Annotated in this window: 11 protein-coding genes; 6 read left to right on the top strand and 5 right to left on the bottom strand. The window is 72.1% G+C overall.

Going from position 1 to position 15630, the window contains the following annotated elements:
* Positions 1-72: 72 nt before the first annotated feature.
* From EDF28_RS11425 to EDF28_RS11415, 3 genes are read left to right on the top strand one after another with little or no spacing between them, the layout of a single operon-like run.
* Complete coding sequence (locus EDF28_RS11425) at positions 73-1065, top strand: MoxR family ATPase (RefSeq protein WP_235035938.1); 993 nt, start codon at positions 73-75, stop codon at positions 1063-1065.
* Positions 1065-2396 (top strand): DUF58 domain-containing protein, encoded by a 1332-nt coding sequence (locus EDF28_RS11420; RefSeq protein ID WP_123673877.1) that lies wholly within the window; start codon positions 1065-1067, stop codon positions 2394-2396. Before EDF28_RS11425 ends, EDF28_RS11420 begins: the two co-directional genes overlap by 1 nt.
* Entirely contained in the window at positions 2393-4738 is a 2346-nt protein-coding gene (locus tag EDF28_RS11415) for a DUF3488 and transglutaminase-like domain-containing protein (protein ID WP_123938355.1), read from the top strand. Before EDF28_RS11420 ends, EDF28_RS11415 begins: the two co-directional genes overlap by 4 nt.
* A gap of 135 nt (positions 4739-4873) precedes the next feature.
* Here EDF28_RS11415 and EDF28_RS11410 read toward each other — a convergent pair whose 3' ends face one another.
* Positions 4874-5482, bottom strand: a complete 609-nt coding sequence (locus EDF28_RS11410) for a TetR/AcrR family transcriptional regulator (RefSeq protein ID WP_159573171.1) — start codon at positions 5480-5482, stop codon at positions 4874-4876.
* A 258-nt stretch (positions 5483-5740) separates the two neighbouring features.
* Entirely contained in the window at positions 5741-6526 is a 786-nt protein-coding gene (locus EDF28_RS11405) for a trimeric intracellular cation channel family protein (protein ID WP_123291876.1), read from the bottom strand.
* A gap of 69 nt (positions 6527-6595) precedes the next feature.
* Here EDF28_RS11405 and efeU point away from each other — a divergent pair, with 69 nt between their 5' ends.
* From efeU to efeB, 3 genes are read left to right on the top strand one after another with little or no spacing between them, the layout of a single operon-like run.
* Positions 6596-8191, top strand: coding sequence for an iron uptake transporter permease EfeU (efeU, locus tag EDF28_RS11400; protein WP_123938353.1), 1596 nt, complete (start codon positions 6596-6598; stop codon positions 8189-8191).
* Positions 8178-9398 carry an iron uptake system protein EfeO gene (gene efeO, locus EDF28_RS11395; protein ID WP_123938352.1) on the top strand — a complete coding sequence of 407 codons (1221 nt, stop codon included), beginning with the start codon at positions 8178-8180 and terminating at the stop codon, positions 9396-9398. The genes efeU and efeO overlap by 14 nt, the downstream gene beginning before the upstream one ends.
* Entirely contained in the window at positions 9395-10696 is a 1302-nt protein-coding gene (gene efeB, locus EDF28_RS11390; RefSeq protein WP_123938351.1) for an iron uptake transporter deferrochelatase/peroxidase subunit, read from the top strand. The genes efeO and efeB overlap by 4 nt, the downstream gene beginning before the upstream one ends.
* A gap of 329 nt (positions 10697-11025) precedes the next feature.
* Here the strand turns inward: efeB and EDF28_RS11385 are convergent, their stop codons facing one another.
* The 3 genes from EDF28_RS11385 to EDF28_RS11375 form a co-directional block, all read right to left on the bottom strand.
* Positions 11026-13386 (bottom strand): bifunctional UDP-sugar hydrolase/5'-nucleotidase, encoded by a 2361-nt coding sequence (locus EDF28_RS11385; RefSeq protein WP_123938350.1) that lies wholly within the window; start codon positions 13384-13386, stop codon positions 11026-11028.
* A gap of 111 nt (positions 13387-13497) precedes the next feature.
* Positions 13498-14421: a sugar phosphate isomerase/epimerase gene (locus EDF28_RS11380; RefSeq protein WP_123938349.1), complete on the bottom strand. Its 924-nt coding sequence runs from the start codon at positions 14419-14421 to the stop codon at positions 13498-13500.
* Complete coding sequence (locus EDF28_RS11375; protein WP_165901077.1) at positions 14418-15575, bottom strand: Gfo/Idh/MocA family protein; 1158 nt, start codon at positions 15573-15575, stop codon at positions 14418-14420. The genes EDF28_RS11380 and EDF28_RS11375 overlap by 4 nt, the downstream gene beginning before the upstream one ends.
* Positions 15576-15630: the final 55 nt, after the last annotated feature.

The raw sequence follows: 15630 nt of genomic DNA, 5'->3' as shown, positions 1-15630 counted from the left end.
ACACGCCCACCGGGCGCTGTCACCGGACCGATGTAGCATGCACGACACCTGTCCCGAGACGAGGAGCCCTGCGTGCCGGAGCCGACCGACCCCGCCTTCCCCCTCGAGCGCATCCGAGAGGTCGGCGACGCCATCGTCGCGTCCGTCTCGACGGTGATCGACGGCAAGACCGAGGCGATCCGCACCGCCCTCACCGTGATGCTGGCCGAGGGACACCTGCTCGTCGAGGACGTCCCCGGCGTCGGCAAGACGGTCCTGGCGAAGGCACTCGGCGCCTCGGTGGGCGGCTCGGTGAACCGCATCCAGTTCACGTCCGACATGCTGCCGTCGGACGTCACCGGGGTGAACATCTTCGACCAGTCCTCGGGCACGTTCCGGTTCTCACCGGGGCCGGTGTTCGCGAACGTCGTCATCGGTGACGAGATCAACCGCACCAGCCCGAAGACCCAGTCCGCCCTGCTCGAGGCGATGGCCGAGTCCCAGGTCACGGTCGACGGCGTGACCCGGCTGCTCGACCGCCCCTTCATGATCGTGGCGACGCAGAACCCGATCGACATGGAGGGCACCTACCCGTTGCCCGAGGCCCAGCGTGACCGCTTCATGGCGCGCATCACGATGGGGTACCCGAGCGTCGACGCCGAACGGCAGATGCTCGCGAACCGCGGCGGCGGCGACCCGCTGTCGCACCTGCGACCGATCGTCGACGTGACCACGCTGCGCGGGATCATCGAGGCCGTGGCGAACGTCCACATCGCCCCCGACGTCGAGGCGTACGTCATCGCGATCGTCCGCTCCACCCGCACCCACCCCGACCTGGTGCTCGGCGCCAGCCCCCGGGCCACGCTGCACCTGGCCCAGGCGGCCCGTGCCCACGCGGCGTTGCTCGGCCGGCCGTTCGTCACGCCGGACGACGTCGCCGCGCTGGCACCGATCGTGCTCGCCCACCGGCTCGTGCCGGTGGCGCGCGGACTCGGTGGCACGGGCGAGGACACCGTGCGCGAGATCGTCGTCCGCATCGTCTCCGACACCGCCGTGCCGTTCACGGCGACCCCCGTCCGCTCCTGATGCCCGGCCGATCGGCACCGTCGTCGCTGCTGCGGCGCACCGGTGCCGCGCGCTCGACGCTGGGGCGCTTCGGCCGCCGTGGGCTGTCCCTGCTCCGGCGCACGCCGTTCCCCCGTCCGACCGTGCGCGGCTGGACCGTCATCGCGATCGGCATCGGGCTGATCGGGGGCGGGCTCGTGGGCACCACCAGCGTCGCCGTCTCGGCCGGGCTGCTGCTGCTCGTGCTCGTCGTGCTCGGCATCGTGATGGCGTTCGTGGTCGCCGCGCCGCTCCGGGGCAGCCGGAGCACGGCCCGCGCGATCGTGCAGGTCGGCGAGGTGTACCGCGAGCGGATCACCCTCGGCAGCACCAGCCTGCCGATCGGCCCGCGGTCGACCCTGCTCGTCCGCGAACAGCTCGAGGACGCCTTCGCCAGTGCGTCCGAGGCGGAGACCTACGCGCTCGTCGGCCCGGGCCTGCCGCCAGCGGTGCTTGACGTCGAGGCGCTCGCGATGCACCGCGGCCGCACGCTCGTCGGACCCGTCACCATCCGGGTCGAAGACCCCTTCGGCCTGCTCCGCATCGACCGCCCGGTGGTGCCGGCAGAAGAGGTCGTCGTCGTCCCCGCGAGCGCACCCCTCGCCGCGATCGACACCGGCGCCCTCGCCGGGGCCGTCTCCGCCGACGAAGGACGGGTCGGGCAGGGCGGGTCCGCCGACGACAGCGAACTCCGGCCGTACCGTCCCGGCGACCCGATCCGTCGGGTGCACTGGGCGCAGAGTGCTCGCCGCGGCGAACTGCACGTCCGGCAGACCACGCAGGCGCAACCACCCGAGGCCGTCATCGCGCTCGACGTCCGGCGCGAGTCCTACCAGGGCCTCGGGCGTGAGGACCTGGCGGAGCTGTCCGACCTGGGCGGTGACCAGGCCTTCGAGCACGCGGTCGTCGTCGCCGCCAGTGTCGCCCGCGCCCTCGCCGCCCGGACCTCGCGCGTCGTGCTCGTGAGCGACGGGCCGTCCGGCAGCACCCGGCACGCCGGTGACGTCGGCGGCCTCACCGACGTGCTCGTCGGACTCGCGGACGTCCGGCTCCGCAGCGACGCTCGTCCGGTCACCGAGGTCCTGCCCGAGGTGCGTGGGCGGGACGTGCACGGCATGACCGCGGTGGTCACCGGCAACTGCACCGCCGAGCAAGCGGCTGAACTCGTGACGGCGACGAGCGGATCGAGCCGCGGGATCATGGCGACGATCGTGCCGCCGGACCCGGTGGTCCGCGGGATCCTCGACCGCGGTGGTTGGCGCACCCTCGTGGTACCGGTCGCCGGGGCGACCGCGTCCGGAGCCGCACGGTGAGCGGCACCGCTGCGTCGTCGCGTCGGCCCGTCGACGTGCGTGAGGTCCTGGACCGCGACGACGACACCCGTGACACCCCGAGCACCTGGGTCGTCGCGCTCGCCCCGGTGCCCGTGCTCATCGCCGCGCTCGCGATCCGCCCGCTCGTGCAGGGCACCGCCTGGTGGGTGTCCGGCGTCGTGGTCGTCGCGGTGCTCGTGGCCGTCATGCTCGCGGTGCGTCGCCGGGCCGCCGGGGTCCGGTTCGTGGCACTCGTCGCCACCCTCGTGCTGTGCTCGTGCGCCGCCGCCCTGGTCAACGACGTGCAACCCCTCGGCTGGCTCGACGCCGACGGAGCGCTGGGCGAGACGCTCGCCGCCATCCGCCTGAACCCCGCGCCGCTGCCGCAGACCGACGCGATCCGACTGGTCGTGACCGTGTCGATCGCCTGGGTGGCGGGCGTCTCGTTGTTCCTCGCCGCGATCGCCCGGATCCCGTCGCTCGCCGCCGCGCCGGCACTCGTCATCCTCATCGTCCCGGGGATCATCACCGGACAGCCGGCGGGCACCGCACTCGTGATCACCACGGCCGTCGCCTTCCTCGCCCTGCTGTGGCTGTCGGTCCGACCCGTGCAGCGAGCGGTCCCGGCCGCGGTCGTCGGTGCGATCGGGCTCGTCGTCGCGATCGGCCTGCCCGCGATCGTGCCGCTCAACGCGAGCTGGCTGTCCGGCGTCACCGGGGCCATCCAGTCGCCGATCCAACCCGGGCGACCCGGCACCCTGCTCGAGCTCGGCAACGACCTGCGGCAGCCGAGCGAACTCGAGGTGCTCCGCTACCGGTCGTCCGACGGCCAGCCCGAGTACCTCAAGCTCGCCGACCTGGACGAGTTCGGCACCGGGGACTGGGTGCCGACGGTGACGAACGCCGCTGAGGCCGACACCGCCGACCAACAGCAGTGGGCCGAGGGCGTGAACCCCCGCCTGGCGACGCGCGGCGACGTCACGGTCCGGATCACCGGGCTGTCGAGCACGTACCTACCGGTGCCGTCCGGGGCGGTGTCGATCGAGTCGCGTTCCACCAACCTCGACCTGTCGCAGTGGCGCTGGATGGGGTCCTCGAGCACCGTGCGGTCGACCGGTCCGGCCACGCCGCGCGGTGCGACGTACGAGGTCTACGGTGCCTCGACCTTCGCGAACGCGTACCTCGACGCCGTCGCGGCCTCGGGTGTCCTGTCCCGTGCCGACGGCCGGGGGTTCCGCGAGCCGAGCGGCGACCAGCTGCAGACCGACCTGACGCTGCCGAAGGACCTGCCCGCGAACATCACGTCGACCGCGGAGCGGGTGGCCGGGGCCGCGTCCGACGACTACGCCCAGGCCCGCGCCCTCGAGCAGTGGTTCCGCAGCGACCTGTTCACCTACTCCGAGACGGCCCCCGTCGAGCAGGGCTACGACGGCGACAGCATGGACGTCGTCTCGACCTTCCTGCAGGTGCGCGAGGGCTACTGCGTCCACTTCTCGTCGGCGATGGCCGTGATGGCCCGGACGCTCGGCATCCCGTCCCGGATCGCGGTGGGGTACCGGGCCGGTGCGGCGCAGCCCGACGGTGAGTACGCGGTGTCGAACCGGCAGCTGCACTCCTGGCCCGAGCTGTACATCAAGGGGGCCGGCTGGGTCGCGTTCGAGCCGACGCCGGACTCCGACGCGGCAGCGCAGCCCTCGACCGAACCCACCGAGACCCCGACCGCCGCGACGCCCGAGTCCCCGCTGCCCGCGCCCGAGCAGTCCGCTCCCGCCGAGTCCTCGGCGACGCCGACCCCCTCGGCGTCGGCGCAGCCCGGTGCGGCCGGTGCCTCGGGTGGCAGCGGTCCGGCCGGCCTGCTGTTCGGCGCGGCACTCGTCCTCGCGTTGCTCATCGCCCCCGGACTCGTCCGAGCACTCCGACGGCGGTCGCGGTTGTCGGCCGTCGCCGCTGGTCGCTCACCCGCGGTGAACGCCTGGCGTGAGGCCCTCGACGACGTCGCCGACCACGGCTACGCCCCGGGGCTGGCACCACCCGGTGACGCAGGGGCTGCGGCCCGGACCGCCCGGGCCGTCCTCGGGCGACTCCGTCCGGTGCTGCCGGCCTCGGCGCTCCCGCACCTCGACGCCGTGGTCGACGCCGTCGACCGTGAACGGTTCGCGGCCGGCGGGGTCGCAGCGGTCGACGGCGAGGCGCTCGTGCGGCACGTGCAGCACGCGCGGGAGGCCCTCGACGCCTCGGTCTCCGGTGGGCGGGTGCTGCGGTCGCGCCTGCTGCCGCCGAGCCTGCTGCCGTCGTCCGCGTGGTCGCACGAGGGTCGTCGGCGCTCCCGTCGCCCTGCCTGACCCCGGAGTCTCGGCTGGTGCGAGGTTGGCCACTCGGTGCGGCGCAACAAGCTCGCACCGAGTGGTCAACGCCGCACTACGCCGCAGCACCACGCCAGAGCGCCATGCCGCCGCGCCGTGCGCCGCCGCGCCGGGTCAGCGGCGGCGGACGACCGCCTCGACCAGGGCGGCGATGACCTCGCCGGGGTCGACCCCCGGCAGCGCGGGCCCGTCGAACACGACCCCGACGTTGGCGGCGACGAGCGCCGTGGCGAAGGCGTCGAGCGGCATGCCGGCGTCGACCTCCGGGTGCGCCCCGAACCACAGTCGCACCAGCTCGTGCACGCCGTCCTGCAGCACCCGTCGCTGCCGCACGAACTCGGGCAGCAGGTCGGTGTGTCGGATCGCGTAGGCGCGGAACTCCGACAGCAGGGCGAACTGCGCGCGCTGGTCGTGCCGTCCGAAGGCCGCTCGCACGACGTCCGCGATGTCCGCCGCGGCGATGTCGGCGCGGATGAGCTCCTGCAGCGACCCGAGCACCAGGTTCGTCCCGCGCTGCATGACCTGCGCGAGCAGGTCCTCCTTCGACGAGAAGTTCGAGTAGACCGCGCCCTTGCTGAACCCGGCACGGGCGGCGACCTCGTCGAGACGCGCTCCGTGCACGCCCTGTTCGGCGAAGACGGCAGCGCCGGCGATGAGGAGACGTTCTCGGACTTCGGCCCGTGGTGTCCGCGGCGTGGGGGAGTCGGAGACGTCGTCGTTCATCGTTCCTGCCGGGGCGGGGCACCGGGGCTGGAACCCGGGCGGGCGAGCTGGGGGCGGGCGAGCTGGGGGCGGGCGAGCTTGGGGTGGGAGACCTGCCGCGCCGCGCGTCTGATCACGCACGGCATCAGCGAAGCCCCCATCACCACGTCTGCGCTGAACCGGCGCGTTCGGGTCGCGTCGGTTCGGTGCGGACGACATGAGCCGGGTCGATACCCGACGGTAGGGATGCTACGCCGGAGCACTGACAGATGACACCCCTCAGTCGTCGAACGAGGAATCCGTTGCCGTGTCGTGTTCTTCGCGCACACTGCCCGCTCCCGTCCGCCGTCCGGGGCGTCGGAGCAGCCGGAGTGCGTCGGGTCGCAGGCTCCGCCCGCGCCGCAGCAGCGAGCCGAGCGTCGACTTCGGCTGCCAGTCACGACCGTTGGGCAGTCCCCAGCCGCGGCGGACCGCACCCCAGCGCAGACCGAGCGACAGCGCGATCGCGGCCACGATCCCGATCGACGGCGACCCGAGGGCGGACGCGACGACCATGACCACCGACGCCGCGACGGCCACGGTGGCGTACAGCGCGTTCCCACCGAACACCGCGGGCACCCGGCGCAGCAGCAGGTCCCGCATCGCGCCGCCGCCGACCGCGGTGATCGTGCCCATGATGATCGCGGCGGGCCACTCCAGGCCGGCGTCGTAGGTGCGCTGCACCCCGACCACCGCCCAGAACCCGATCACCGCGGCGTCGAGCACGGTGAACAGCCGGTCCCAGGTGATCTCGGAGAACGACACGAAGAAGGCGATGAGTGCCCCGGCCAGCGCGACCGGCACGTAGAGCGGGTCGACGAGTGCGACCGGGGGGCCGTTCTGCAGCAGGGTGTCGCGCAGCATGCCGCCGCCGAGCCCCGAGACGAAGCCGACGACCAGGAACCCGAACAGGTCGAAGTCCATCGCGCGGGCGATCGATCCACCGAGGAGGGCGGACGCGAACACCCCGGCGAGGTCGAGCACGTTCGTGACCGACGCCAGGCCATCGACGGACAGCAGGTTCATGAGAACCATCAAACCCCACGCCGAACGACTGGCGGGCCGAACGGCGGTTAGGTTAGCCTCACCTACGTCATGCTCGCCACTCTCGTCATCGGCCTCCGTGAAGGCCTCGAAGCGACGCTCATCGTCGGCATCATCGCCGCGTTCCTGCGTCGCAACCGTGTCCCCCTCGCCCCCATGTGGTTCGGCGTCGGGGTCGCCGTCGTGCTCAGCATCGGCGTCGGGTTCGGCCTGCAGGTCGTCGAGCAGGCCCTGCCGCAGGCGCAGCAGGAGGGCATGGAGGCGATCATCGGCATCGTCGCCGTGGTCTTCGTCACCGGCATGATCGTCTGGATGCGCACCCACGCGCGCACCCTGACCAAGGAACTCGAGGCGAGCGCGACCGAGGCGCTCGGCCGCGGTACCGCGTGGGCACTGGCCGGCATGGCCTTCCTCGCCGTGCTCAAGGAGGGCTTCGAGACCGCGGTCTTCCTCCTCGCCACCTTCCAGGCGTCGTCGGACACCGGTCTCGCCGCCCTCGGCGCGGTCATCGGCATCGCGGGCGCCGTCGTCATCGGCTACGGCATCTACACCGGCGGCGTCCGGCTGAACATGTCGAAGTTCTTCACCGGCACCGGCGTCTTCCTGGTGTTCGTCGCCGGCGGGCTCGTGCTGACGGTGCTCCGGCGCGCGCACGAGGCCGGGTGGATCGTCATCGGGCAGCAGCGGACCGTCGACCTGTCCTGGCTCGCCCCGAACGGGTCGGTGCAGGGTGCGCTCGTCACGGGCGTGCTCGGCATCCCGCCGGACCCCCGCGTCATCGAGGTGCTCGGCTGGGTCCTCTACGTGGTGCCGGTCCTCGCCCTGACGCTCTGGCCCCGCGCCTTGCGTCCGTCGTCGGCACGCGTCCCGATGGTCCGCGCCACCGTCGCCGGAGCCCTCGCGGTGGCCGCAGCCGCGCTGGCGATCGCCGTCCCGACGGGCGGCGTCGACCTGCCCGGCTCCGCCACCGTCCGCGGCGACGCCACGTCCGTCTCGGCGGACATCCACGGTGCGTCCGGCGTCCTCCGCGTCGCCGGCACCACCACCGGCCAGGAGGCACGGCTCACGTTGCCGACGTCGGCCCACCGCCGCGTGACCCGCGCGGGCGTGGCCGCCGACCGGTGGCGGATCCGCACGTCGGCCACCGCCGCGGACCGCCCGGCGACGCTGACGCTCGACGACCTCGTCGACCTGTTCGGCCGGATCCCGGTCGGCGTCTCGCCGTCGACGAACCCCGGCCCGTTCACCGCCCGCTGGGCGGTGCGCGACACCGTGACCCTGTGGACGGTCCGTGGTGGGGTCCTGGACGCCACCCGCGACGAACGCACCGTGCTGACGCTGAGCGGTGGGGGCCTCCCGTCCGCGCGCACCACGACACTGGACCGCTCCGTGTGGTCCGTTCCCGACTCCCGCGTCGAGCGGTCCGCCACTGCGGTGGCGACCGCGGACTCGCGGGCTGCCGAGCTGCTGCTCTGGAAGGCCTGGTTGCCGATCGCCCTCGGCGTCGCAGCGGCCGCCCAGGCGCTGCTCGCGCTCCGTGACCGCCGTCGTCGGACGGCACCCGTGAACCCCACCCCCGAAACCGTCCCGACACGCGGCCCACCCGCCGGGGACCCTGCAAGGAGCAACGACTATGCCGTTCGGTAAGCCCGTTCGACCCCTGATCACCCTCGGCGCCCTCGGCGTCGTCACCGCCCTCGCACTGACCGGTTGCGCGAGCTCCGACGGTGCCTCTGACAGCTCCACCGACGCCGCGAAGGTCTCGCGCGTCACCATCACCCTGACGAACGACGGCTCGGACCAGTGCAAGGTCTCCGAGACGAAGGTCCCCGCCGGGCCGGTCACGTTCTCGGTGAAGAACGAGTCCTCGACCGCCATCACCGAGGTCGAACTGCTGCAGGACCAGCGGATCCTGGGCGAGAAGGAGAACCTGGCACCCGGCCTCGACGCCGTGCAGTTCACCGCGACCCTGACCGGTGGGAAGTACCAGGTGTACTGCCCCGGAGCCGACACCGAGCTCACCGACTTCACGGTCACGGGCAAGGTCACCTCGACCGCGAACAGCAGCGCCGCCACCCTGCTCGACGAGGGCACGAAGGGCTACGCCGACTACGTCGACGGCCAGGTCACCGACATGGTCGCCGCGGTCGAACTCCTGCAGAAGGACATCGATGCCGGCGACCTCGACGCCGCGAAGACCGACTACGCGAACGCCCGCCCGTTCTACGAGCACGTCGAGAGCGACGTCGACGGCTTCGTCAAGAAGGGCCACAAGGCGACCGACAACGCCGGCAACCTCGACTACCTGATCGACATGCGCGCCTCGAACCTCGACCCGGCCGTCGGCTGGAGCGGGTTCCACGCCGTCGAGAAGGACCTGTTCCAGGCGGGGGAGATCACCGCGTCGACCAAGAAGACCGCGGCCGACCTGACCGAGAACGTGCAGCTGCTCGCGAAGCTCGTCCCGACGCTCGACTACAAGCCCGAGGACCTGGCGAACGGTGCCGCCGGCCTGCTCGAGGAGGTCCAGTCGAACAAGGTCACCGGTGAGGAAGAGGCGTACAGCCACATCGACCTCGTCGACCTCGCCGCCAACGTCGAGGGTGCCCGTCAGGCCTTCGCGTACCTCAAGCCGGGCCTGACGAAGCTCGACCCTACCCTGACGAAGCAGATCGCGAAGCAGTTCGACGCGACGAACACGCTGATGGACGGCTACCGGAACGCCGACGACCTCGGCGGCTTCGACACGTGGGACGCCGCGACCAAGAAGTCCGACGCCAACGCGGTCTCGCAGCAGATCCAGGCGCTGCAGGACCCGCTGTCCCGCCTCGCCGAGAAGGTCGCCACCGCGTGACGCAGCCAGACGACGACCGCGCAGCCCGTACCGGGGTCTCCCGGCGCGGGCTGTTCGGCGCGGGACTCGCCGCGGCCGGAGCCGGGGCGGGCGCCGCTGTCGGCATCGGCGGCGCGACGGCCGCGACGGGCGTCAACCCGTTCACGGCGGCCGCGAACGGCGACGAGTCCATCGACCTGTCGCAGAGCCACCCGTTCTACGCGACCGCTGCACGGCAGTCGCAGGGCGGGGTGCAGACCGCGCCCCAGCGGTACTGCGTGTTCATGACGTTCGACCTGTCCACGAGCGTCACGACCGAACTCCAGGTGCTCCTCGCCCGCTGGTCGGCGGCGATCGCCCAGCTGCAGGCCGGCAAGACCGTCGGCAGCGTCGAGCCCGCCCACGGTGACGGCGTCGGCGCGGACACCGGTGAGGCGCTCGACCTCGGCCCGGCGTCCCTGACCGTCACCGTCGGACTCGGCCCCGGCGTCTTCGACGAACGCTTCGGTCTGGCCGACAAGCGTCCGGCGGCCCTCGCCGACGTGCCTCGGCTGCCGAGCGACAACCTGCAGGCCGGACTGACCGGGGGCGACCTGTCGTTGCAGGCCTGCGCCGACGACCCGCAGGTGGCGTACCACGCGGTCCGCGACCTGGCCCGGATGGCGCGGGGGACGGCGACCGTGCGGTGGACCGTGCTCGGCTTCGGTCGTGCGTCGGCCGGCCCGCACCAGACGACGCCGCGCAACCTGATGGGCTTCAAGGACGGCACCAGGAACATCACGACGGACGAGGACCACGACCGCTTCGTGTGGGTCGACGACCCGGGCGACGGTGCGGCGTGGATGACCGGCGGCACCTACCAGGTGGTGCGGAAGATCCGGATGAACATCGAGATCTGGGACGCCGACGTCGTCAGCGACCAGCAGCGCGTCTTCGGTCGGACCAAGATCGAGGGCGCACCGTTGTCCGGTGGGACCGAGCACACGACGCCGGACTTCGCGGCGACCGGGAAGTCCGGTGCCACGAAGATCGATGCGACGTCCCACATCGCCCTGGCCGCCCACGAGGCGAACGGCGGGGTGAAGATCCTGCGTCGACCGTACAACTACACCGACGGCCTCAACGAGTACGGCCAGCTCGATGCCGGGCTGCTGTTCCTGGCGTACATGAACGATCCGGAGCACTTCACCCGGCTGCAGCGGAAGCTCGGCGCCTCGGACCGGTTGAACGAGTACATCTCGCACATCGGTTCCGCGGTGTTCGCGATCCCGCCGGCACCGCGCAAGGGGTCGTACATCGGCGAGCAGCTGTTCCGCTGACCGTGTCCGGAGCGCGCTGACGCCGCTGGGGGAGAGGGCGCCCTCCGCCGTTTCCCTGGAGGCGGAGGGCACCCGCGCCGCGGGGTCTCGTCGAACGGAACCACCGCCGACCTGAGAGGCGACCCGGCGCGACGCGTCGCGATGCGACAGCCCCGAGAGTACCCCGCCGATCCCCGGATCCGCAGTGCGAGCGCTGCTATGGGACAGGGAGCGCGGCAGCGGATCCGCGCGCGGTGCGCGCCGGACGCGATCCGTGCCTCCCGGCGCGACGGAACGGGCCGCCTCACGGTGGTGAGACGGCCCGTTCGTGTCGGACTGGAGGCCCGGTGTCAGTCGGTCTGGACGCTCGCGTCGGTCCGTGCGCGCTTCCGGCGCACGGCGACGAGTGCGGTGATGCCCGCCAGCAGGAGCAGGCCCGCTGCGATCCCCGGCGCCGTCAGGTCCGCGCCCGTGTAGGCGAGGTCACCGCCGGCGTTCGTCGAGTCGGACGGGTCGCCCGCCAGGTCCGTGCCGGTGCCCGTGTCCGTTCCCGGAGCGTTGCCGTTGCCGTTGCCGTTGCCGGCACCCGGGGCGTCCCCGTTGCCCGCGCCCGGGTCGGCCGGGTCCGTGGGGTCGGTCGGGTCCGTGGGCTCGGTCGGGTCCGTCGGGTCGACGGCCGCGGCGAGCGGGATGGTCACGGCGAGCGTGATCGTCTGGCCGCCCGGCAGGGTGACGACGAGCGGCTCGTCCGTCGTCGCGGCGGCACGGGCAGCCGTCCGGACCGTCGCTGCGTCGGCCGACGACTCGACGGTCGGCACGGCGAAGGTCAGCGTCGCACGACCCTGCTCGTCGTTCGTGTCGACGATCGTCGCGTCGATCTCGGCGGTGGCGAGCTCGACGTCACCGGCGCTCACCGACACGGTGCCGGCTGCAGCGGGGTCGTCGCTGCTGAACACGAGCGACGACAGGTCGATGCTGATCTCGTCACCGGGCTGGAACCCGCCCTCGGGGGTCGGCGTGACCGTGGTGCCGACGGCACGCTGGTCGGACGGCGGGGTGACCGTCGGGTTGGCCAGGAAGTAGTCCACCTGCGCCTGCAGGTCGACCTGGCCCGAGTCGGCGATGTTCGCGCCGGTCGCGAAGGCGGCGAAGTTGTCGCCACCGGTCGACAGGAACGAGTTGACCGTCACCTTGAGGGTGTCGTCGAGGGCGATCGACTCGCCGTTCAAGGTCATGCCGGTGATGCGCTCGCCACGGCCCTTCGCGGGGTCGTAGGTGTACGCGAAGCCGTCCGAGACGCCGAGCTTGAGGAACGGACGCGGCAGGCCGTCCGGCTGCCACTGCTGCTCGAGGGCGTCCTTGATCTGCTGGCCGGTCATGTCCTCGGTGACGAGGGTGTTCGCGAACGGCTGGACGAGCGCGGCCTCCTTGTAGGTCACCGTGCCGTCCGGGTCGCCGGCACCGCTCGACGCGTAGACCATGTCCGTGCGCAGCCCGCCGGGGTTCATGAAGGCGATCTGCGAGCCGTTGCGCTCGGTCGCGGAGCGCTGCACCTCGGCGATGTAGTTCCCCAGGACGGACTCGCCGCCGCGGTTCTCGGTCGTGCGGTCCGACTGCACCGCACGACGCAGGTCGCCGGTGATCTCACCGAGCTTCTTGCTGCCCTCGACGTCGGCGACGGCCTTCGCAGCCGTCACGATGTCGGCCACCGCGTCCACCGAGGTGGAGTCGGCCGGCACGCGGTTCTCACCGTTGACCGACTTGACCTCGGACGTGATGCCGGTGAGCTGCTTGTCGGCGTCGACGGTGAGCTGCAGGTGTCCGTAGTTCACGCCGTAGGAACCGGTCTGGATCACCGGGCGGGTCGTACCGTCGGGACCCGCGATCTGGTGGTTGTAGGTCGCGTGGGTGTGTGCGGAGACGATCGCGGACACCTTCGACGAGACGCCCGAGGTGATCGTGCCGAACACGCCGGACCCGGTCGCGTCGGCGAGGGCGTTCGTGGGAGCACCCTCGTGCACCAGCAGGACGAGCACGTCGGCCTCGCCGTTGCCGTCGACACCGTCGGTGAGCTGGTCGGCGTACTTGTTGACCTGGCTGACGATCGGGGCCATCGCGAGGCCCTCGACACCGCCGGGGCTGACGAGCCCCGGGATGAGGTCCTCGGTGGTCGCGCCGATGAAGCCCACCTTCACGCCGCCCTTCTCCACGATGGAGTACGGCTCGAACGCGGGGTCGGTCGTGCCCTGCTTGACGATGTTCGCCGAGACGTAGGGCCAGTCGGCCCGGTCCTCGATGCGCCCGGTCAGGTCGTCCTGGCCCTTGTCGAGCTCGTGGTTGCCGATCGCGCTGACGTCGAGGTCCATGGCATTGAGCGCATCGATCGTCGGGGCGTCCTGCTGGATCAGCGAGGTGAACGTCGAGGCACCGACGTTGTCGCCGACGCTGGCGAAGATCGTGTTCGGGTTGGCCTCGCGGTACGACTGCACGACACCGGCGAGCTCGGCGGCACCGGCGGCCTTGTCGACGGCGGTGCCCTCGGACTCGATGCGGCCGTGGAAGTCGTTGACGTCGATGATGTCGATCGTCGTGTCGCCCTCGGCGGCGACGGCGGTGGAGGGGACGGACAGTGCGACGAGCACACCCGCGGTGGCGAAGGCCGCGCCGCTGATGATGCGCCGTCGGCGGCGCGGAGAGGAGTGGAGGTTCATCGTCGGAGAACCTATGAGGACGCACAGCCGACCCGCCAGTGTCGGGTCGAAGTCGTCACACGACGTTCACATGAGCAACACCCGTCGTGCTGCGTGCTGCTCGACGTGCCGTCACTCCGCGGCGATGAGGGGGCGGAGCGTGCGGTGGGCGATGCGCAGCCCCTCGAGGACCTTCTCGTCGGTGCCGCCCCAGAGCGGGTCCTCGTGCTCGACCGACAGGGTGCCGTCGAACCCCGCTTCGTACAGGCGGTCGACGACGTGCGGCCAGTCCACGACGCCACGGCCCGGCACCCGGAAGCGCCACCAGCCCATGTCCCACGGGTCGCCGCCCTTGTCGACCTTGCCGAAGAACCCGTACGCGTCGCGCTTCGCCGGGAAGAGCTCGAGGTCCTTCGCCTGCGCGTGCACGATGTGCTCGGCGAACGGCAGGATCGTCTCGACCGGGTCGATGCCGATCCAGGTCAGGTGCGACGGGTCCCAGTTCAGACCGAAGCCGAGGCCGGTGACCCAACCCCAGAGCTCGGGGGAGTACGCCAGGTTGCCGGGGTAGCCGTCCGGGTGCCAGCCCTCCATCACGCAGTTCTCGATGATCAACCGCACGCCGCGCTCGCCGGCGTAGTCGACGAGCTCGGGGAGGACCTGGTTCCCTTCGGCCATGTTCTCCCGCACCGACTTGCTGTTGTCGCGGCCGATGAACGTGCCGACGTACGGCACGCCGAGCACCTGCGCGGCATCGATCGCGTGCTTGAGGTGGGTGCGGACCTCCTCGCGCCGGTCGAGGTCCTGGTGCAGGTTGTTCTCGTAGTACGCGAGCGCCGAGATCTCGAGGCCGGTGCGGTCGAGCAGGTCACGGGTCGCAGCGGCGTCCTCGTCGGTGAACGTCGCCACCGGCAGGTGCGCCGCCTCGAAGTCGCGGCCACCGGTGCCGGGCCACACGCCGACCTCGAGCCGCTCGTACCCCTGCTCGGCGGCGAAGTCCGCGATGCGGTCGAGGGGCCAGCCGGGCAGGCAGGCCGTCAGCATGCCGAGCTTCACCGGATCTCCCGCCACGTGGTCTCGGCCGCGCTGGTGATCACGGCGTCGATGATGTCGGCGGAACGTGCGCCGTCCGCGAAGGTCGGCAGGCCGTCGGGGGCCACACCGGTGCGGACCGCGGTGTAGGTGTCGGCGACGAACGCGGCGAAGGCGTCGAGGTAGCCCTGCGGGTGCCCGGACGGCACGACCGCCAGACGCCGCTGGTCCGGGTACCCCTGCGACGGGTCGCGCACGACGATCTGCGCACCACGCTCGTTGCCGAACCACGCGGACTCGGGCTGTTCCTGGTCGAAGGCGGCGCTGCCCCGGGTGCCGTCGACCTCGAACCACAGGCGGTTCTTCCGACCGGACGCCACCTGCGAGATCACCACGTTGCCGATGCGCCCGGTGCCGGTGCGGAACGTCGCGACCGCGGTGTCCTCGGTGGTGACCTCGGCCCGTTCCGCGGCGTCGGCGACCGGGTCGGGGTCCGGCGAGCCGGAGAACGACGGCCCCGAGGCCGCGGGGCGGGTCGGGTAGACGATGTCGGTCGCCGCGGACACCGAGGTGAAGCGCTCACCGGTGACGAACTCGACCAGGTCGCACCAGTGCGAGCCGATGTCGGCGAACGCGCGGGACAACCCGCTCGAGGTCGGGTCGACCCGCCAGCTCGAGGCGTCCTCGTCGAGCATCCAGTCCTGCAGGTAGTGGCCGTGCACGGCGAGCAGTCGACCGAGGTCGCCGTCGGCGATGCGCGCGCGGATCTCACGGATCATCGGGTGGTAGCGGTACACGAACGGCACCGTGGCGACGACACCGGCGTCCGCCGCCGCGGCGACGAGTTCGGCGGCCTGCGCCGGGTCGATCGCGAGGGGCTTCTCGCACACCACGTGGATGCCCGCGGCGATGACCGCCATCGCCTGCGGGTGGTGCTGGTCGTTCGGCGTGCAGATGTGCACGACGTCGGGGGCGTCCGCGATGACGTCGTCGAGCGAGGCGTACCCACGAGGCAGGTCGAGTTGCGCCGCGACCTGCTCGGAGCGCGATGCGTTCCGGCCGAGCACCCCGAGCACCTCGGCACCAGCGGCCCGGGCCGCGCGGGCGTGGACCCCCGCGATCATGCCGGTGCCGATCACGACGACGCGGAGGCGTCGTCCTTCGTACCCACTGCTCATGGTGCTCCCTCGCGCCGAACTGTCACCACCGTAGCGGCCCGGCCGTCCACCGGGG

Origin of the sequence: Curtobacterium sp. PhB137 (assembly GCF_003814955.1) — a bacterium.
In the GTDB taxonomy this organism is placed as follows: Bacteria; Actinomycetota; Actinomycetes; order Actinomycetales; family Microbacteriaceae; genus Curtobacterium.
Note: the sequence above shows the minus strand (reverse complement) of the source record. Positions and strands in the feature narration are given on the sequence as shown.

Coding starts and splice junctions, on each gene's coding strand:
- EDF28_RS11385 (WP_123938350.1), bottom strand. CDS start 13,386: ATGAACCTCCACTCCTCTCCGCGCCGCCGACGGCGCATCATCAGCGGC.
- efeU (WP_123938353.1), top strand. CDS start 6,596: ATGCTCGCCACTCTCGTCATCGGCCTCCGTGAAGGCCTCGAAGCGACG.
- EDF28_RS11375 (WP_165901077.1), bottom strand. CDS start 15,575: ATGAGCAGTGGGTACGAAGGACGACGCCTCCGCGTCGTCGTGATCGGC.
- EDF28_RS11405 (WP_123291876.1), bottom strand. CDS start 6,526: ATGAACCTGCTGTCCGTCGATGGCCTGGCGTCGGTCACGAACGTGCTC.
- EDF28_RS11420 (WP_123673877.1), top strand. CDS start 1,065: ATGCCCGGCCGATCGGCACCGTCGTCGCTGCTGCGGCGCACCGGTGCC.
- efeO (WP_123938352.1), top strand. CDS start 8,178: ATGCCGTTCGGTAAGCCCGTTCGACCCCTGATCACCCTCGGCGCCCTC.
- EDF28_RS11410 (WP_159573171.1), bottom strand. CDS start 5,482: ATGAACGACGACGTCTCCGACTCCCCCACGCCGCGGACACCACGGGCC.